18 protein-coding genes and 1 tRNA gene are annotated in these 19,229 nt (G+C 37.5%); 6 read left to right on the top strand and 13 right to left on the bottom strand.

Annotated features, from left to right (window positions below; all coding sequences use genetic code 11):
- Nucleotides 1-96: 96 nt before the first annotated feature.
- Complete coding sequence (gene rpsA, locus AXA65_RS14985; protein WP_063970887.1) at nucleotides 97-1,902, bottom strand: 30S ribosomal protein S1; 1,806 nt, start codon at nucleotides 1,900-1,902, stop codon at nucleotides 97-99.
- A 386-nt stretch (nucleotides 1,903-2,288) separates the two neighbouring features.
- Here rpsA and AXA65_RS14990 point away from each other — a divergent pair, with 386 nt between their 5' ends.
- Nucleotides 2,289-3,596 carry a DEAD/DEAH box helicase gene (locus AXA65_RS14990; RefSeq protein WP_063970888.1) on the top strand — a complete coding sequence of 436 codons (1,308 nt, stop codon included), beginning with the start codon at nucleotides 2,289-2,291 and terminating at the stop codon, nucleotides 3,594-3,596.
- Nucleotides 3,597-3,609: 13 nt separating this feature from the next.
- On the opposite strand, the gene AXA65_RS14995 is transcribed toward AXA65_RS14990, so the two are convergent.
- Complete coding sequence (locus AXA65_RS14995; RefSeq protein WP_063970889.1) at nucleotides 3,610-4,500, bottom strand: SMP-30/gluconolactonase/LRE family protein; 891 nt, start codon at nucleotides 4,498-4,500, stop codon at nucleotides 3,610-3,612.
- 79 nt (nucleotides 4,501-4,579) lie between these two features.
- On the opposite strand from AXA65_RS14995, the gene AXA65_RS15000 reads away from it, so the two are divergent.
- The gene (locus AXA65_RS15000; protein ID WP_063970903.1) at nucleotides 4,580-4,912 is read left to right on the top strand and encodes a MerR family transcriptional regulator; all 333 of its coding nucleotides are present in this window, start codon (nucleotides 4,580-4,582) and stop codon (nucleotides 4,910-4,912) included.
- 70 nt (nucleotides 4,913-4,982) lie between these two features.
- Nucleotides 4,983-6,320 (top strand): helix-hairpin-helix domain-containing protein, encoded by a 1,338-nt coding sequence (locus AXA65_RS15005; protein WP_063970890.1) that lies wholly within the window; start codon nucleotides 4,983-4,985, stop codon nucleotides 6,318-6,320.
- 149 nt (nucleotides 6,321-6,469) lie between these two features.
- Here the strand turns inward: AXA65_RS15005 and rluF are convergent, their stop codons facing one another.
- The 7 genes from rluF to AXA65_RS15040 form a co-directional block, all read right to left on the bottom strand.
- Nucleotides 6,470-7,195, bottom strand: a complete 726-nt coding sequence (rluF, locus tag AXA65_RS15010) for a 23S rRNA pseudouridine(2604) synthase RluF (protein WP_063970904.1) — start codon at nucleotides 7,193-7,195, stop codon at nucleotides 6,470-6,472.
- Nucleotides 7,196-7,296: 101 nt separating this feature from the next.
- The gene (locus AXA65_RS15015) at nucleotides 7,297-8,196 is read right to left on the bottom strand and encodes a T9SS type A sorting domain-containing protein (protein ID WP_063970891.1); all 900 of its coding nucleotides are present in this window, start codon (nucleotides 8,194-8,196) and stop codon (nucleotides 7,297-7,299) included.
- Nucleotides 8,197-8,417: 221 nt separating this feature from the next.
- On the bottom strand, nucleotides 8,418-8,927 hold the full coding sequence (locus tag AXA65_RS15020) for a hypothetical protein (protein ID WP_063970892.1): 510 nt from the start codon (nucleotides 8,925-8,927) through the stop codon (nucleotides 8,418-8,420).
- Between the two features lie 95 nt (nucleotides 8,928-9,022).
- Complete coding sequence (gene truB / locus AXA65_RS15025) at nucleotides 9,023-9,718, bottom strand: tRNA pseudouridine(55) synthase TruB (protein ID WP_063970893.1); 696 nt, start codon at nucleotides 9,716-9,718, stop codon at nucleotides 9,023-9,025.
- A gap of 179 nt (nucleotides 9,719-9,897) precedes the next feature.
- Nucleotides 9,898-10,716 (bottom strand): undecaprenyl-diphosphate phosphatase, encoded by an 819-nt coding sequence (locus tag AXA65_RS15030; RefSeq protein WP_063970894.1) that lies wholly within the window; start codon nucleotides 10,714-10,716, stop codon nucleotides 9,898-9,900.
- A gap of 79 nt (nucleotides 10,717-10,795) precedes the next feature.
- Nucleotides 10,796-11,101: a DUF3098 domain-containing protein gene (locus AXA65_RS15035; protein WP_063970905.1), complete on the bottom strand. Its 306-nt coding sequence runs from the start codon at nucleotides 11,099-11,101 to the stop codon at nucleotides 10,796-10,798.
- Nucleotide 11,102: 1 nt separating this feature from the next.
- Nucleotides 11,103-12,002, bottom strand: coding sequence for a cell division protein FtsX (locus tag AXA65_RS15040; RefSeq protein WP_063970895.1), 900 nt, complete (start codon nucleotides 12,000-12,002; stop codon nucleotides 11,103-11,105).
- 160 nt (nucleotides 12,003-12,162) lie between these two features.
- Between AXA65_RS15040 and AXA65_RS15045 the strand changes: the two genes are divergently transcribed.
- Nucleotides 12,163-13,149, top strand: coding sequence for a DNA topoisomerase IB (locus tag AXA65_RS15045; RefSeq protein ID WP_063970896.1), 987 nt, complete (start codon nucleotides 12,163-12,165; stop codon nucleotides 13,147-13,149).
- A gap of 156 nt (nucleotides 13,150-13,305) precedes the next feature.
- On the opposite strand, the gene AXA65_RS15050 is transcribed toward AXA65_RS15045, so the two are convergent.
- Nucleotides 13,306-14,796 carry a bifunctional ADP-dependent NAD(P)H-hydrate dehydratase/NAD(P)H-hydrate epimerase gene (locus AXA65_RS15050; protein WP_063970897.1) on the bottom strand — a complete coding sequence of 497 codons (1,491 nt, stop codon included), beginning with the start codon at nucleotides 14,794-14,796 and terminating at the stop codon, nucleotides 13,306-13,308.
- Nucleotides 14,797-14,917: 121 nt separating this feature from the next.
- On the opposite strand from AXA65_RS15050, the gene mscL reads away from it, so the two are divergent.
- Entirely contained in the window at nucleotides 14,918-15,298 is a 381-nt protein-coding gene (gene mscL / locus AXA65_RS15055; RefSeq protein WP_063970898.1) for a large conductance mechanosensitive channel protein MscL, read from the top strand.
- Nucleotides 15,299-15,393: 95 nt separating this feature from the next.
- On the opposite strand, the gene AXA65_RS15060 is transcribed toward mscL, so the two are convergent.
- The 3 genes from AXA65_RS15060 to AXA65_RS15070 are packed head-to-tail and all read right to left on the bottom strand — an operon-like array spanning nucleotide 15,394 to nucleotide 18,809.
- Nucleotides 15,394-16,230, bottom strand: coding sequence for a GLPGLI family protein (locus AXA65_RS15060; protein WP_063970899.1), 837 nt, complete (start codon nucleotides 16,228-16,230; stop codon nucleotides 15,394-15,396).
- 51 nt (nucleotides 16,231-16,281) lie between these two features.
- Nucleotides 16,282-18,450 (bottom strand): M56 family metallopeptidase, encoded by a 2,169-nt coding sequence (locus AXA65_RS15065; RefSeq protein ID WP_063970900.1) that lies wholly within the window; start codon nucleotides 18,448-18,450, stop codon nucleotides 16,282-16,284.
- Nucleotides 18,450-18,809 carry a BlaI/MecI/CopY family transcriptional regulator gene (locus tag AXA65_RS15070; protein ID WP_063970901.1) on the bottom strand — a complete coding sequence of 120 codons (360 nt, stop codon included), beginning with the start codon at nucleotides 18,807-18,809 and terminating at the stop codon, nucleotides 18,450-18,452. Before AXA65_RS15070 ends, AXA65_RS15065 begins: the two co-directional genes overlap by 1 nt.
- 211 nt (nucleotides 18,810-19,020) lie before the next feature.
- On the opposite strand from AXA65_RS15070, the gene AXA65_RS15075 reads away from it, so the two are divergent.
- A tRNA-Met gene (locus AXA65_RS15075) sits at nucleotides 19,021-19,096 on the top strand.
- Nucleotides 19,097-19,229: the final 133 nt, after the last annotated feature.

Raw genomic sequence — 19,229 nt, forward strand, 5'->3', positions numbered from 1 at the left:
TTAAACCATTTTAGGTCGCTTAATAAAATTAATGATATAAAAAAACCGCCTCGTTAAAAACAAGGCGGTTTCTATTATTTGAAAAAGAATTTTGGATTAGTTTCCTTCTTCCATTTTTCTTTTCAATTCTGCCAATACATCGATATCACCAAGTGTTGATTTTTCTTCATTGTTAGAAGAAGATGATGTGTTGCTGTTATTGTTAGATCTGTTAGAGTTATCTCTTACATTCTTTTTCTCTTCGTCACGGAAGATTCCTGTGTGAGAAACCACTACTCTTTTGAATTCTTTGTTGAATTCGATCACTTTGAATTGAGCTTCGTCACCTTTTTTGATTTTAGATCCGTCTTCCTTCTCTAATAATCTTGATGGGCAGAAAGCTTCAACTTCTACGTCTTCGAACTGGATAGATGCACCTTTGTCGTGTACTTCAGTAGCTTTTCCAGCGTGTACAGTTCCTTCAGCGTATTTAGTTTCGAATTTATCCCAAGGGTTTTCAGTCAATTGTTTGTGACCTAGAGACAATCTTCTTGCTTGCGTATCAAGTTCTAATACGATAACATCTAATTTATCTCCAACTGCACAGAACTCAGATGGGTGCTTGATCTTCTTGGTCCAAGAAAGGTCTGAGATATAGATCAATCCATCGATTCCTTCTTCCAATTCTACGAATACTCCGAAGTTTGTGAAGTTTCTTACAGTTCCAACGTGTTGAGAACCTACTGGATATTTAGCTTCGATATTTTCCCAAGGATCTTTGTTCAATTGCTTGATACCTAGAGAGATCTTTCTGTCCTCTCTATCCAAAGTCAATACTTCTGCTTCTACCTCATCACCTACTTTTACGAAATCTCCTGCGCTTCTCAAGTGAGTAGACCAAGACATTTCAGAAACGTGGATCAATCCTTCTACACCTGGAGCGATCTCTACGAATGCACCATAGTCAGCAAGAACTACTACTTTTCCTTTTACTTTGTCACCAACTTTCATGTCAGCAGAAAGAGCATCCCAAGGATGAGCTTCTAATTGCTTCATACCCAATTGGATTCTAGTTTTCTCGTCATCAAAATCAAGGATAACCACTTTTACAGTCTGTCCATCCTCAAGGATCTCAGATGGGTGGTTCACTCTAGACCAAGAAAGGTCTGTGATGTGGATCAATCCGTCAACACCTCCTAGATCTACGAATACACCGTAAGAAGTAATATTTTTAACAGTTCCTTCAAGAACCTGTCCTTTTTCTAATTGACCGATGATCTCTCTCTTCTGTCCTTCAAGATCCGCTTCGATAAGTGCTTTGTGAGATACAACTACGTTTTTGAACTCAGGGTTGATTTTCACAACTTTGAACTCCATAGTTTTACCTACGAACTGATCGTAATCTTTGATCGGTTTAACGTCGATCTGAGAACCTGGCAAGAATGCCTCGATTCCGTGAACATCAACGATCATACCTCCTTTAGTTCTAGATTTTACAAAACCGTTTACGATCTCTCCAGTTTCGTGAAGTTCGTTTACTCTATCCCAAGCTTTAAGCGTTCTAGCTTTTCTGTGAGATAACTGTAATTGTCCTGTTTTGTCCTCTCTTCTGTCAACCATTACTTCAACTTCATCACCTACTTTCAGGCCTTGGTTGTAACGGAATTCGTTTAGAGAGATCACACCTTCAGATTTGAAGTTGATATCTACGATCGCTTCTTTATCTGTCAATCTTACAACTTTCCCGATGATCACATCGTTGTCTGCAAGATTGTTAAGAGAACCGTTGTAGATCTCTTCCAATTCTTTCTTCTCGCTTCTGTCTTCTGCGTTAAGACCTGACTCGAAAGAATCCCAATCAAATTGTTCTGGTGTTACGTTTTGGTTCAATAGAACCTCTGCTGAATTTGTCTCTTTTGACATTTTCTAAAAAATTTGTATTCCTAATTACTTCAGACTTTGGCTTTGCTGTGACTCCTGAAAAATATGGAAGATGTTAATTGTTAATGTTTTACTTCGCCGAAAGTGCGTTCACAAAAGTGGTGCAAAATTAAGCAAAATATTTGAAATGAACAATATTTTCAAAGAACTTGAATTTAATTATAACTTACTGATAATCAAATAAATATTATGCGAATTTTTAGGAGCTATTTCCCGCTATCCACTATTACTCCTCGCGCCAGAGCTTTTGTCCATCGCTTGCTGTGGGGTAACCGTTACTATCGGGGCTATTGGTTTTGTCGTTATATTTAACTAGACAATGCAATTTAGAATTTTCAACCATCTTCCAAATCTCTTATCTTTGCAAAATGGAATTACAACCGATATTCGAAAAACTGCAGATTCAGGATATGAATCAAATGCAGAAATCTACATACACCGCTTCAGAAAACGAAACCGACATTATTTTGTTGTCTCCAACAGGTTCCGGAAAAACTTTAGCTTTTCTGTTTCCTGTTCTCAGGAATTTAAAAACAGATGTTAAAGGAATTCAAGCTTTGATATTAGTTCCGGCTAGAGAATTGGCTTTGCAGATCGAGCAGGTTTTCAAATCGATGGGAACAGATTTCAAAGTTTCTATCGCTTATGGTGGTCACGACAAAAAAATCGAGGTCAATAACTTGATTGAGGCACCAGCAGTTCTGATAGGAACACCAGGAAGAATTGCTTACCATTTGAAAAACGAAAACTTCGATCCGGAAACAATCAAAACTTTGGTTTTGGACGAGTTCGACAAAGCTTTGGAACTAGGCTTCCAAGAGGATATGGAATACATCATTGGGTCTTTGACAGGTCTTTCTCAAAGAATCCTGACTTCTGCAACTGTGATGGACAACATCCCGAGATTTGTAGAACTGGACAATGAAAAGAAGATCAATTTCCTTAAAGAAAACGAATCAAAACCAAACATCCAACTTCGAAAAGTGATGACGACTTCCGAAGATAAGTTGAATACATTGTTCCAATTGATCTGTAAAATCGGGAACAAAAGAACTTTGATCTTTTGCAATCACCGAGATGCCGTTGATAGGATCTCAGAATTACTAAGAGAAAAAGGAATCCAGAGAGAAACCTTTCACGGTGGAATGGAACAGGACGAGCGTGAGCGCGCTTTGCTAAAATTCAGAAATGACTCGGCAAGAATATTGATCACAACAGATCTGGCCTCAAGAGGTTTGGACGTTCCCGAAGTAGAATCCATCGTTCATTATCAATTACCTCCAAAAGAAGATGCGTTCATCCACAGAAACGGACGAACTGCAAGAATGAACGCGAAAGGTTTTGCTTATTTAATCATGACCGAGGACGAGAATTTCCCATTCATCAAAAGCAATACGCCGGAAGAAAACGTTTCGGAAAGCAACCGTGTTCCAGAAAGAACACCGAACCAGACGATATACATCAGTGCCGGAAAAAAAGACAAGGTGAACAAAGTAGACATCGTAGGTTACCTCATCAAAAAAGGAGAACTTGAGAAAGATGACATTGGTTTGATCGAAGTCAAGGACACCACTTCTTACGTCGCTGTCAATCGTAAAAAGACCATCGAATTGCTGAAAAAACTAGCCAACGAAAAGTTGAAAGGCAAGAAAGTAAAAATAGAGATCGCTTATTAATAAGCGATCTTTTTTATTGGATCCCGGAAACGTTCATTGACAAAGCGTAAACAGAATTTGAAGCGGTAATGAATAATGTTGAATTATTTTTCCCACCAAAAGTCACGTTCGAGGTCCACTCTTCCTCGATCGGAATGTTGATTATTTTTTCTCCTTTGTTATTGAAAATCGTCACGTCTTTTCCTGTGAGGTAAAGATTTCCCTGACTATCAAGCGTCATTCCGTCTGATCCCATTTCGCAGAACAATTTCTTTTCTGAAAGTTTGCCTTCTCCTAAAATTTGATAAACATAAGTTTTTCCGGCATTGATATCGGAAACATATAGTTTTTTGAGTTTCTGGCTACCCACAATTCCGTTGGGTTGGACAAAGGTTTCCAGTTTTGTGATCGTTCCGTTTTGATTTCTATAATACAGATTTTTCTCAGGAATCTCAGCTTTGAAATTTTTCCAATAATCCCTTTCGTACAAAGGATCCGTGAAATAGATCCCGCCAAATTTATCGATCCAAAGGTCATTGGGGCCATTCAGTCTTTTGCCTTCGAAACCTTGTGATAAAACCTGGATCTCTTTATCCTTATTGATCTTCCAGATCTCGCCATTGTCATCAGAGCAAGTGATCAGGTTATCGTTTTTATCGAAATAAGTTCCGTTGGCCCGTCCTGTTTTGGCAAGAAAAAGCTCCACCTTATTGGTTTTCCAGTTCCAGAAATAGATCTTGTCATTCGGTTGGTCCGTGAAATAGACATTTCCTTCTTTATCGGAAGCCGGACCTTCTGTAAAAGTAAATTGACTCGAAAGAACTGTTGGTGGAACTTCAAATAATTTCTCACTTGTATTCTGAACTTTGCAATTCATCAAGATCATCAAAAATGCCACATAACCAAGCTTCCAAAAACTTTTCATACTGTAAATTCTAAAGTTGCAAGATACAATTTGTGTAAAAGAATTAAAAATAATTATCTTTGAAAATTCGATCAAAACAATGAAACTCAATCTTCCGGACAAACTCTATTATTCTATCGGCGAAGTTGCGAAAGCCTTCGACGTTAATACTTCTCTGATCCGCTATTGGGAACAGGAATTTCCTATTATCAAACCGAAGAAAAACAAAAAGGGAAACCGCTACTTCACACCTTCCGACATAGAGAATCTGAAGATCATCTACCACCTCGTCAAAGAAAAAGGTTATACTTTGGATGGTGCTCGAGTGGCGCTGACAACCAACTCCAAAATCTCGGAAACCATCACCATCATTGACAGATTAGAATTCATTAAAGCAGAACTTCTGAAACTTAAAAATTCACTTAACGACTAGTTTAAAGTTTTTTTTATTCAATTGATCAATATTTGATTCATTTTATTTAACTTTGGTTAAAACACAGAAGATGAATCAGAAATTACCTTTCCAGATTCGGAAGAGGCAGCTTTTCAGCCTTGCTATATTCGGAATTCTAATTATCCTGGCACAAGTTGGGTTTTCATTTTACAAGAAGAATCAACATTACGAAAAGCCTGTCATTAATTTCATTTCGGAAACCAAGTCGGAAATCATCCTTACGGAATTCAATCCAAATGAACTGGATGAAAGTCAATGGAGAAACCTGGGCTTCACAGAAAAGCAGGTCAAAACGATCTTGAAATATAAAGAAGTGGTTGGCGGAAATTTCAGTTCCAAAGAGCAATTCAAGAAATGTTACGCGGTTTCTCCCGAGAAATATGAGCAGCTCAAAAACTACATTTTACTTCCTGACACAAACTATGAAGCTAAAAAGGAGAACTACACTTATAAAACTTTTGAAAAGAAAAAGCTGAACATCAAAGGGAAATTCAATCCCGACAATTATTCTCAAACCGATTGGGAAGATCTCGGCTTTTCTGAGAAGCAAGCAGCGGCCATATTGAAATATAAAAATTATCTTGGCGGAAGCTTCATCAGTAAAGAAAAACTGAAGGAATGCTTTATCATCAATGATGACCAATTTTCACAAATGTCACCTTACCTTATTCTGGCAGCCAAAACACCTGAAAACCTCGCTACTAAATTCGAGAAAAAGAAAGAAAAAGAAATAGCGAAAATCCACAACTACTTTGACCCAAACGAATTGAATCATGAACAATGGCAAGCGTTAGGATTTTCTGAGAAACAAGCGAATGTCATCATAAATTATCGAGAAAAGAATCTCCGGGGAAGTTTTAAATCTTTGGATGATATCGAAAGATGTTTTGTGATTTCGAAAGAAAAATTCGAAGAGATGAAGCCATGGATCAAACTTTCTACTCCTGAAAAAGCAAAAACAAGTGAGGAAAAACAAGTCATCTCGGAAAAAACGGATTTTGGAAAGACCAATCTCAATGAGATCAGTTTTAAACAACTTCGAGAATTTGGATTCACGGAAAAAGATGCTGCAGGAATATTGGCTTTCAGAAAGAAACTTGGCGGATTCATGAATAAAAATCAATTATTGGAAACCTACGAGATCGATAGAGCTTTGGGCGAAAAACTGACCTATACAGCGAAACTTGATAATTCTAATGTTACAAAATACACACTAGCAAACGCTCCTGAAGACTGGCTGAAAAAACATCCGTATTTTAAGTTCTCTGCAGATAAAATTATCTACTATCGAATCACAAATCCTGATGATAAGAAGATCTGGAAATTTTTGAAACTAAAACCTGAATATGAAGAAAAGATGAGACTTTATATTATCAATGATAAGTGACAATTGATAGTTGATAGTTGATAGTTGAAAATTAATGATTTCAAAATCTCGCAGATTCAGCAAATCGGGCAGTACATATACAAAAAAGAAATTATTAGCTTCACATGAATGATCTGCGAGAGATAAATAATTTCCAGTTTGGTAGAAAATTACTCAAAGGTCTTGCTGGAATCCTCTAGTAGTCCATTCAGTTCTGTCATTTCTTCGGCTGTGAGATCACGCCATTTTCCGACTGGAAGATCAAGTTTGATATTCATGATCCGGACTCTTTTTAATTTTTTGACCTCATAATCCAGATATTCACACATTCTGCGGATCTGCCTGTTGAGACCTTGTGTGAGGACAATCCTGAAGTTCATAGTATCTATTTTTTCGACTTCGCACTTCTTTGTAATTGTGTCAAGAATCGGAACGCCATTTCTCATTTTCTCGAGAAACTTCTCTGTGATCGGTTTGTTGACTCGGACAAAATATTCCTTCTCGTGGTTGTTCCTGGCTCTCAGGATCTTGTTGACGATATCACCATCAGAAGTCAGGAGAATCAATCCTTCACTTGGTTTGTCCAACCTTCCAATTGGGAAAATCCTTTTTGGATGGTTGATGAAATCAACAATATTGTTCTTTTCCCGTTTCGTATCCGTCGTACAAACGATTCCCACAGGCTTGTTGAAAGCGATGTAAACAAAGTCTTCATCTTTCGGTTTTCTAATGGTCTTTCCATCAACGAAGATCTCGTCATCGTCAGAAACCTTGGTTCCCATTTCCGGCACTACGCCATTGACTGTGATTCTGTCTTCCTCCAAAAGTTTATCAGCTGCTCTTCTGGAGCAAAACCCTACTTCTGACAAATATTTATTGATTCTAATTTTTTCCAAGCTTTCTAAATCTTTTGCAAAAATATGCTTTATCACAACTTAATACAACAAAAAAGCTCCACTATTGAAGTGGAGCTCTAGATGAATTAAAAAGAAACAGATTATTTCTTGATCACTTTTTTAGTGTAAGAAGCATCTTCTGTTTTCACTTTTACAACATAGTTTCCTTTGCTCAAAGCAGATACATTGATAGATTTGGCGCCGTCGTTAGCAGTTTTTACTAATTTTCCAGCAGCATCATAAACCTCTACAGAATTGATCTTTCCAGCTACTTCAAAGTTTACAACATCAACAGTTGGGTTTGGATAAACTCGGAACATATCTTTTTTAGAAACTTCTGAAGTCGCCAAAGTTGAAGTATCTCTAAATTGTACGTTGTCAAAATAAGCATCAGAACCGAAATTATCGATGATAAAATCAAGCTCTTCTAATGTAGTTCCAGTTCTTGTAGTTGTAGCGGTTTGAATCAAAGTATTGTTCAAATAGTATTTCACTTGCTTTGCAGGAAAATCGATATCAACTCTCAAATTATACCAAGTATTTGCAGTATAGGTTGCAACAGTCTCATATAATGAAGTTGAAAAATTAGCCACTCTAACATTTCCTTGATAATTAAAGTTTACATTCGCCAAGCCTCCGTCAGTCGTAAAGAGGGCTATCAGATTGTCAGAACCACCGAATTCCGGAACGAAAACGTCACAAGAAAAGGTTGTTTTAGCGTATGCAGGCAAAGAAGTTATGTAAATTCCACTTTGTAGCATTTCATCACTATTTGTGATTTTAACTGAATTTACACCACTTGAAGCTCTTTCTGAACTTACTGCTGCAACACCAGCAACAGAAACCTCTGTATCCAAGAATGTGTTCACATTCGATTTTTGTCCAAGAATATCAGCTACTGAGAAACCTTCTGATGTTTCAAAAGAATAACTTGTTGTCTGCGCATTTACCGAATAGAACATTGCTGAAGTCGCAATTAAAGAAAATAGAATTTTTTTCATAAAATAAAATAATTAATTAAACGTTTATTTTAAACGAACAGCTAAAATACATTAAATCTATGAATAACACAAGGAAATATCAAAATCAATCAAATTATCATATTTAAACACCATTATAGAAAAAGAACAGCACATGCATCATTTTCATCAATTACCTTCGAATTTAAACAAATGAATGCAAATAAAATAAATAAAATATTTATTTCTGGTAATTATTGTCTTTAATGTACACCGTAAACTGTATATTTCCTATTGCTAAACACAGTTGCACCGAACGATAAACCAATAAAATAAGCGTTGGAAACGCCAGAGCTATATCTGTAAATAAACAATCCGCTTTCCTGAAGCAAGTTTCTGGAGAAAGAATCCTGATAGCCAATTTTCCCTCCGAAATAATGGGTATTATTGATGTTGGATTGGTTGAATTGTTTTCCGTACTCAAACTCGACAATGAACTTGCCTTCTGCCCTTCCAAATATGAATTTTGGTTGGATCGTCCAATTCAACAGGTGAAGATTGTCGGAAACATAATTATACTTGAGTCCTGTTCCCAGAGCGAAAAATGGTAAAATATGGTAACCACCAACCACACCAATGCCGTAAGTAAAATCATTAGGAAGATAAGGCGCAACATATTGCTGATAATAAGGCGAATCCCGATTTTGATCCTCTTTTATCGAATTACCTAAATTGTATCCAATTTGCAAATTTGGACTGATGTAAAAACCCATTGTTTTACTTCTATTTTCAGGTGATTGTCCAAACACAATAACTGAAAACAACACAGTTAAAACTAGTAAATTTCTATTCATCCGCTTCTATGATATTAAGAAATTATAAAATCATCATTGATGAAATCTGCAGTTGCATCGTTCACAGAATAATCTCCGATTTTTGTACGTCTAAGCTGCGTAAGATAAGCGCCAACGCCAAGTTCCTGGCCAATGTCGTGCGCCAAACTTCTGATGTATGTTCCCTTGCTACAACCAACGGTAAAAGAAACGTAAGGCAAATTGATCTCTATATCATTTAGATAATGGATCGTGGTCTTCCGGGATTTCATTTCCACTTCTGCACCGGCTCTTGCCAAGTCATAAGCCCGTTTTCCATCGATTTTTAGTGCTGAAAAGACTGGTGGTTTCTGATCGATCTCTCCAATGAATTTTGCTAAAGCGTCACGAACCAGTTCCTCGGTAATGTGGGAATAATCTGTTTGAAAGATTTCGGGTTTTTCGGTGTCATAAGATTCGGTCTGAACGCCAATTTTGATTTCTGTCCAATATTCTTTTGGAGCGTCCTGAATTTCCGGGATTCTCTTGGTGAATTTCCCTGTGCAGACAATCAGTAATCCTGTTGCCCGTGGATCCAAAGTTCCCGCATGACCAATTTTGAATTTCTTTGGTAATTCCTTAAACTCATTTTTGAGTTTATACTTCAGCTTATTGACAGCTTGAAAAGAGGTCCAATCCAAAGGTTTGTCCAATAGAAATATGTGTCCGGATTGTAGGTCTTCTGCTGTCATTTTGAGTTGGAGAGTTGGAGAGTTGAGAGTTTGAGGTTTTGAGGTTTTGAGAATCTTTAAAAATTCATATCACAGAGAATCATATGTAGTCTGGCTTGAATGGAAATCCTTTTTTGACGCTGGAAAAACCAAGGCAAAAAGATTGGGAATGGAAGACGGAAATAGCTGCCCAAATAATTTTATTTAAACCAATAAAAATAAACCAACAACGCTATCCCAACCACGATCCTGTACCAACCCCAAGGTTTGAAACCGTATTTATTTAATAGACTGATAAACGATTTGATCGCAATCCAAGCTACAACAAATGCTACAATATTCCCAACGATAAAGATCAAGATATGGTCCTGAGATTGTAAGATCATCTCGTAACCTTTCTGTGGATTTGGCGTTTCCTTACCCCAGGTTTTTACAAAAACAGAATATAGCGTTACTGCCAACATCGTAGGAACTGCGAGGAAAAATGAAAACTCAGCTGCTGCTTTTCTGGATAAGCCTTGCGCCATTCCACCGATGATGGATGCAGCACTCCTACTCGTTCCCGGCATCATCGCCAAGCATTGCCAAAAACCGATGGTCACTGCTTTTTTGATGGTAATCTCTTTCTCGTCGTGGACAACAGGATTCTTGAACCAGCTGTCTGCGAACAGTAAAACAACACCGCCTAAAACTAAAACCGATGAAATAGCGATCTGATTCCCTAAAACAGATTCAATCATATCATCGAGGAAGAAGCCAATGATCAAAGCCGGCATCACAGCAAACGCTAATTTGTAATAAAACTGAAGATTGCTGAAATCAAAGAACTTTTTGCCATAAGCCACAACCACGGAAAGTATCGCCCCAAACTGAATAGAAACCTGAAACATCTTAAGGAATTCGGTTTCCTCCAATCCCATCAGACTAGCAGCAAAACCCATGTGAGCGGTTGAAGAGATGGGAAGATATTCTGTAAGACCTTCTATGATCGCAATGATGATCGCTTTGACTAAATCCATTGTTCCTTAGTTTTATTAAAAAAAACTTTGTCTCAGTTGGTTACCAAGACAAAGTTTGTATTTGTATTTAATTTAAATTTTAATCTTTATTCCTTTTCAATATCGCAACGATCTGGATCACAAATCCTGCAATTACAAGAAGTGGTGCCAATCTGATCCTTCTGAAAGAGAAGATATCCTCATTCCAATAATTCGGATCAAACTTACCATCAGGAGTTGTATTAGCATCTGCTCCCATCATCAGGATAAACCCTAGGAAAATCAATCCCAAACCAATTAACATCAATTTGAAATTCTTGCTCCCGAAATAGAATGCTTTTTTCTCTACAGTTTCAGTGGCTTTACCATACTGATCCGCAGAATATTTATTTGTTTTTTTAGCCATTTTAAGAATAATAAAGGTCATCCACGTTGCTTCGTAAGAATCTCCAGGTTGCAAAGATAGTACTTGCAACGGTAATGAAAACACCTACCAGCAAAATGATGATCACAAGGAAAACATATTGATTTGTGTCCTGTACGAAAGGCGTTCCGATCTGGCTTGTAAAGTAATACCAAAGTCCGCCCAAAGCCAACAGTCCAATGAAAGACCCGATCAATCCAAGAATTAGCGCTTCTTTTATGAACGGCATCAGAATAAACCTACGCTTCGCTCCAACTAACTGCATCGTTTTGATGATGAACCTCTTAGAGAATATCTTCAGTCTAATTGAATTATTAATTAAGACAATCGCCACGATCAAGAATAAGATTGAAAATGCCAAGATCCAGGTCAGGATCCTGTTCAGGTTGTTGTAAACATCGATGGTCAACTGGTTGTCATTGGCGACATCTTTTATGCCTTGAATGGCTTTCAGCTGTGTCACCACGCCGTCAATTTTTGCAGGATCTACAAACTCTGGCTTCAAAGTCACTTCTACAGAGGCAGGGAAAATATCTTCCTCGAAAAGGGCGTCGGCATCGATACCCAATTGTTTCTTCGCCAGCACAGTTGCCTGTTGTTTGGAGATATATCTTGCTTGCTTCACGTAGTTCTGCTCTTTGATCTTTGCAAAAGTCTCCTCTTGGAACTTCAACGTTTTTGCGGAATCTCGTGGGTCGAGATACTCATCAAAGTAAGCTTCCACGACCAATTGTTCCTTGATATAATCTGAATATTTCTGAGCATTGATCAATATTAATCCAAATAATCCTACAAGGAATAAAACCAGTGAAATACTGATGACCACAGTAATATTACTGGATCTGAGTCTGCTTTTATTAAAATCGTCAACTGTCTTTGGCATCAATAAAATTTTTGCTAAAATAGAAATTTTCCCTTAATAAGCGGTCTTTATCTCTGTTAATAAAATCATAAAAGCCTGAGATCATCTTTATTTGACGACCACTTGAAGTAAAATATAAAATCGGCATTTTAATTGTTTAAGGAATCACCAAATCAAAATCATGAAATTAACACGACAGGTTTCTGGCAAGAATTTTTCCTATATCACCAATAAACAAGAAAAGCTAAAAGACAAGGAAAAGATAGAATATATCCAATCACTCGTCATCCCACCTGCATGGACGGATGTAGAGATCACCACCAATAAAAGTGCGAAGATCCTCGCCATTGGAAGAGACCAAAAAGGCAGGAAACAGTATATCTACAATCCCAAATTCCGGGCAAAGAAAGACGCTGATAAATTTGACAGAATACTCCAATTCGCAGAAAACCTGGAGCACATGCGACGCGTGACAGGACAACATCTCAGAAAGAAAAAAATGACACGTGAAAAGGTCTTGGCAACGATGGTAAGGCTCTTAGATTCTGCCTATTTCCGCCCGGGTAGCCCGAAATACACACAACAAAACCAAAGTTATGGATTGACGACCATCCGAAAGAAACATTTGACGATCGAAGGAGACGAAATGATATTTTCTTACAAAGGGAAATCGGGGAAATTCCAAGAGAAACATATCATCAATTCCAAATTGACAAAAGTGATCTCCGATCTGGAAGAATTGCCTGGCTACAGACTGTTCAAGTATTATGATAAAGATAACAATCTGATCACAGTAGAAAGTCAGGACCTGAACGACTATATCCGGGAAATAATGGGCGTAGAATTTTCAGCAAAAGATTTCCGGACCTGGGCAGGGACGATGATCGCTGCCGGAATCCTGGACGAACTGGGAATCTGTGAAGCAAAACAGCAGAAAGAACTTAAAAAAAGAATCAGAAATGCCATTGTCGGCGTATCGGAAAAATTAGGAAATACGCCTTCCGTCGCAAGAGACTCCTACATCGACCCGAGGATTTTTGAGCATTATAAAAATGGCTATACCGTTCATTATTTCCAGAAAGAGATCAAAAGACTTTTGAAGAAAAACGAGAATCTATCAGAAACAGAAGTTGGTGTTTTGTATATGCTGAAGTCAAAAATGAAGTAAGGCGTCGGCTTTTCGATATTTTACGCAGATATGCCATCTTGTCCGGGCAGTCAACATACCCTTGACCGGGTGGTCAACAAACCTTTGCTCGGGCAGTCAACAAGTCTTTGTTCGGGTGGTCAACACATCTTTGTTCGGGCGGTCAAGATGGACGCATTAGTCCAAAAGGGATTTGAAGACCTCTCCTATTTTCTGGACCAGGTCCGTTGGCAACATCGATTCTTTTGAGAATTCCTCAGCCGCCAGATCGCCTGCTTTTCCGTGAAGCCAAACACCGAAGATACAGGCTTTTTCGATCTCGTATTTTTGAGACATGAGTGACGTTAAAATCCCTGTCAGCACATCGCCGCTTCCGCCCTTTGCCATTCCGGAATTTCCAGTGACATTGTAGAAGACCCTTTTGTCGGGTGTAATGACTGCTGTATGATGGTCTTTCAGCAAGATGAAAATTTGTAATTCTGCTGCTTTTTCTTTTGCTAATTCTAACCTTTCAAAAGAATTCTCAGTCTTGCCAAACAACCTTTCAAATTCCAAAGGATGTGGTGTGATGACCGAGTTTTTTGGAATTGATTTAATGTTACCAGTCTCGGCCAGAATATTGAGTGCATCGGCGTCTAAAACTACTGGATCTTTATACGCTTTAAGGAAATCAAACAAGGCTTTCTGGGTCTTTTCTTCTTTTCCAAAACCAGGTCCAATGCCGTAGACTGCTTTTTCCTGGATCCCAATTTCATCAATGTATCTTTCGCCAGAACCCATGAACATGGCTTCTGGCACTTGTGATTGTATGATCATATTTCCGCATTCGGGAGCGATTGTGAAAGTTAAGCCGCTTCCGGTCTTCAACGCTGACAATGTTGACATCAGAACAGCTCCTATCTTGCCATAGCTCCCGCCCACCAAAATACTCTTCCCGAAAGTTCCTTTGTTGCTGAACTCTTCCCGAGGTTTGTAAATAGTTTTGATCAAATCTTCATCGATAACGAAATAATCGGTTTCAATTTCATCAATAAAATCTTCATCCAGACCAATATCCAGAACTTCTATCTTACCACAGAACGTTCCGGTTTCCGGATGCAGGAAACTTCTTTTGTAGAATTGGAAGGTCAATGTAAAATCAGCTTTGAACACTGTTGAATCTTTCTCAACGATTTTATCCGCAAACAATCCACTCGGCATATCGATAGAGATTTTTGGGATCTTTGTTAGGTTCAGTTTCTCGACAATATTTTTCATTTCGCCTGACAATTTGCGATTCAATCCGTAACCGAAAAATGCATCAATGATAACAGTTTTGTCTTTATTAGTCATCGAAAAATCAGAAAAACTCTTGATATCGATTCCGTTGATATGCTTGATTCTTTTGAGATTGACATTGGCATCGGAAGAAAACCCTTTATTGTTTTTATCAATGAAAACCTCTATATCCAATCCCTTTTCGTAAAGCAGTCTTGCCATTGCCAATCCGTCGCCACCATTGTTTCCGTTGCCACAGAAAATCAGAAATTTGTGCGTTGTCCTAAAGTTGATTTCAATCCATTCTACACAAGCTCTCGCTGCTTTCTCCATCAAATTGACAGACGAAATTCCTTTTTCGATGGTTGCAGAATCGCAATCTCTGATCTGTTGTGCAGTTAGGATTTTCATAGTAAGAATCTAATTATCATCAAATTTAAATATTTAAAGCATTACAGAATATCAAAAAATAAACTGTTTTAAATAAAAAAATTATATTTTTGTTAATAACTAACTATAAAAAAATACAACTATGGGATTTGTAAAAGAATTTAAAGAGTTTGCCTTCAAAGGGAATGTAGTAGACCTTGCAGTCGGTGTGATCATTGGTGGTGCATTTGGTGCCATTGTAAAATCATTGGTTGATGATGTGATCACGCCACTATTACTGACACCAGCATTGAAAGCGGCCGGTGCCGAGAACATCAAAGAACTATCTTGGAACGGCGTTACTTATGGTAATTTCCTATCTTCAATTATCAGTTTCTTGGTGATCGCATTCGTTCTGTTCTGGCTGATCAAAGTGGCGAACAAAGTGAACAAAAAACCAGAAGCTGCTCCAGCAGGGCCATCATCTACAGATGTTTTGCTAGCTGAGATCCGTGATGAGCTTAAGAAAAAATCATCTATTTAATATCATACAAAACGCCACTTTCCAGTGGCGTTTTTTTTATTGTGTAAAAAGGAAATTGATAATAAGCGTGGTTTCACTTTTTTAATTCGACCATATCATCTAACAATATCCAGCTCAATTCTGTTATTATCTTTTTTGATCTGGGCTTTCAAACGGTCCTCCTGCTCTTTTGCAAATCTAGCACTGTCGCCATCTTTTCCTGTCATTATAATATTTGCGCCGCCCATTTGCATCTGTTTGATACCTTTAGTGGGATCATTCTCATATTCTTTCAATACTTTCTGGAATTGCTTTGAATTGATGGCAACTTCCTTTGCCTCAAAAACATTGATATCTAGTTCGCCAGTGATGTTCCTGATTCCTCTCAGTTCCATTCTGTGGGAACCAGTTTTGTCTTCGATCTTGACGATCAATCCAGGCAAACCTTGGAATTTGTATGGCCCATCCTGAATCGGGATTTCTGTAGAAAACCAAGCGGTCCAATGCCTGCCAGCGAAATCAGCTTCAGCTTTTTGAGCATTCCATTCTCCAATTTTTTCCTTTTTGGATGAGATCTTCCAGTTGATCTTTCGGTTCTCGGAAACTTTGTAGGCGTCCATGGACAACCTTCTGTGAATGTAAGTTTTGTAATCCGGATAAGTTTTGGTCACTTTGTAACGGACATTACCTTTTTGCATATCAGACCTCACATTAATAGAACCTGTAGCCGCCAATTGTTTTTCCAGATCAGCCTTCATCAACGAATCGGAATTGAAAACTGTGTAACTGTAGTACTTGGAGCCATCTTTTGACGTGTCCAGATACATCATTTCGGTTTTAACATCAGAAACGTCGGTGGAATCTGGAATCAGTTTGTATTCATAAATAAAACGTTTGTTTTGAGCCAAGGCCAAAGTTCCGAAAAGAATAAAAAGTAAAAAGATTTTTCTCATAATGTAATGTCATAAAAAAGCCGGCGGACCGGCTAAAGTGTTAAACTGATTTTATTTTGTGATAACTTCCACTTTATTAACTCGGTTGGATTTATAGACATTAACTGACGCAATACCATTTTGATCTAATCTATCAAACTCTGTCCAACTAGCCAATTTACCATTAATGAAAACTGCTGTCTTATCAGAATCCGAAAAGGAAGACGTGTTAGATGAATCAGACATATTAAACAACTTAATTTTATCAGCTTTAATAGTACGTGTTGATGAATTTTGAGCAGCTTCCCTTTTATCCTGATTACTTCTTACAATTCGCCGCGGCGGATTTATAAACATCAGGTTTTTTTTGGGAGTAGACACTGTCAGTTGATCTGGTCTAGAATTAAAGGTTACCGCCCACGGATTATTTTGGCGCGCTTCCTTGTTCAATTCCTGTTGTTTCTTCTGAAGTTTCTTTTGCTCTTCTAATAATTCATTTTGTTTCTTTTGCAGCTCTTTTCTTTTTTTCTCAAGCTTTTTCAGTTCTTTCGGAGATAAATTCGATTTAGCTGAATCAAAACCACTGTCGGACCAACTGAAGTTGAAGTTTTGGTTAAAGCTGTCAAATTTTGGAAAATTATAATCGTCTTTTAAATATCTAACAGATCCGTCTATAAAAGCATCTTTTCCATATTTATCCGTGATCATTTTCTCAAACTCTGCCTCACTGTACATCTTTCCAATATTATCAGAAGTCATTTGGGCTAATTTCTCAGCATCGGCAATTCTTTTTTTGAATTCTGGAGAATTATAAAACGCTTCTGTTTCTTTGGCTTTCTTTTCTACATCGGCTATTTTTTTCTTGAATTCCGAAGAATTGTAATAGGCTTCCGTTTCTTTCGCTTTCTTTTCCACATCGGCAATTTTTTTCTTGAATTTCGGAGAATTGTAATAGGCTTCCGTTTCTTTCGCTTTCTTTTCTACATCGGCGATTCTTTTTTTAAATTCCGGAGAATCATAAATTTTTGCTACCGCTTCCGCATTGTTCTCCAATCCTTTAATATTGTTTTTGTAATTGTCAGATGTCACAATATTTTCCATTTGACCAGCAAGCGTTTCCAAATCTTTCTCCAAAGCTTTGTATTCTGGCGTCTCGTCTTTTTTAGCTTTTTTAAGCGCTGACAACTCTTTACCCTTCTCAGCCATTTTTTTACTAATGACTGACATTTTCAGATGATCTTCCTGCAAAGCTTCAGAATAAACTCTCGTTTGTGTCTGGTGTTCCGCTGATAAACTGTCAAGCTCGGAAGTTTGAGGTTTTATCGTGTCATTTTTCAGTTCATTTACAGCAATTTCAATTGCTTTGTTAGTTTCAGTGATCTCTTTATTCTTGGCATTCACCATATAGGCAAAAACCATAAAGAATAAAATTGGTAGCGCAAAAAGTTTGCGTGTGTAGCTGTACTTGGTTTGGTTTTTTGTAAGCATTTTAAGTCTTTTTTTGAGGTTAGATGATAAAAAAGGACTCGTGACAGGAATGACCGACCCAGAGAAATGACTCTCCAAAAGCATCTGCGCAAATGCTCTCGTGTCAGCTTTTTTCACTGCCTTGTCGTCCGCCAAGTATTCGTGAATAAGATTGATTTCTTTGTTGATAAAATAAAACACGGGATTGAACCAGAATACCGATTTTACGGTCTGCATCAGGAGTTTGTCCCAGCTGTGTTTTTGTTGGATATGAACCATCTCGTGCTTCAAGATCTGCTGTCCTACAGGCGAATCCAATTGAATGGACTGCTTCCAGAACAGGTTTCTGAAGAATGAAAATGGTGCGTTGTTTAAGTTCGTTTGATAAAATTTGATTCCTTCTATCGTCTCGTTCGGGAACTTATTTTTGATAGATTGGATTTTCGTAATTCCTAATATTAATATAACTAAAAGAATGATTGAAACCACTCCAATAATTGCATAAAGAATTTGATAAATAGTGAGATCATTGGTTGATTTTTGTAATTGATTTTGATTGAGTTGACTTAGCAACAAATAAAAGTTCTGGTTGGTCTCTATGGTGAAATACGAAACCTTTATCAGTGGCAGAACCAAGCTGATAATGACCGTCAGTAAAAGGTAAAAACGATTGTAATGGTGAAATGTTTTATCCTTTAAGAATAACAAATAGTAAGCAAACATCACCCCTGAACACAGGATCATCTTGCCCAAATAAAACATAAAAGCTTCCATTAGTCCTTATTTTTTAGTTCATCCAACAAAAGTTCCAGATCTTTTACACTGATCTCATTTTTTTCTACCAAAAATGAAACAGCATTTGTATAAGAACCTTCGAAATAGTTTTTCACTAGACTTTTGATAGACCTGCCGCTGTAGTTCTCTTTACTTATAAGGGGGAAGTATTCATGTTGTCTACCAAAGGTCTTATGACTTACAAAGCCTTTCTCCATAAGGATCTTAAGGATTGTGGAAATCGTATTCGTATGCGGTTTTGGCTCAGGAAACAATTCTAAAACGTCTTTCAAGAATCCTTTCTGTATCCGCCAAAGATATTGCATCACCTGCTCTTCTGCTTTGGTTAACTTATTCATAATCTTTACTTTTGAAAACAATCAATCTTATATCACTAAAAACTTAGTAATACAAATTTAGAATTAATTTCCGCTCGTACAACTATTTTTATAGTTAAAAGAAGTTAAAAACCTTAACTCATTGAAAATCAATAATAAATAATTATTAATTATAAAATATGCTTATAAACTTGACTTGTATCGAAAAATATGTATCTTTGCACCACAATATCGCGAGGTAGAGCAGTAGGTAGCTCGTCGGGCTCATAACCCGGAGGTCGCACGTTCGAGTCGTGTCCTCGCAACCAAATTAAGAGAATCACAATGTGGTTCTCTTTTTTTTATTTTACTGTATTGACAAATCCGTCTACCTTTTGTATTTTTTGGTAGACAACGTTTGATTTCGGTCAACTAAATTTCATGGATCAAGATCAAAACCTG

It is taken from the genome of Chryseobacterium sp. FP211-J200, assembly GCF_001643375.1.
In the GTDB taxonomy this organism is placed as follows: Bacteria; Bacteroidota; Bacteroidia; order Flavobacteriales; family Weeksellaceae; genus Epilithonimonas; species Epilithonimonas ginsengisoli.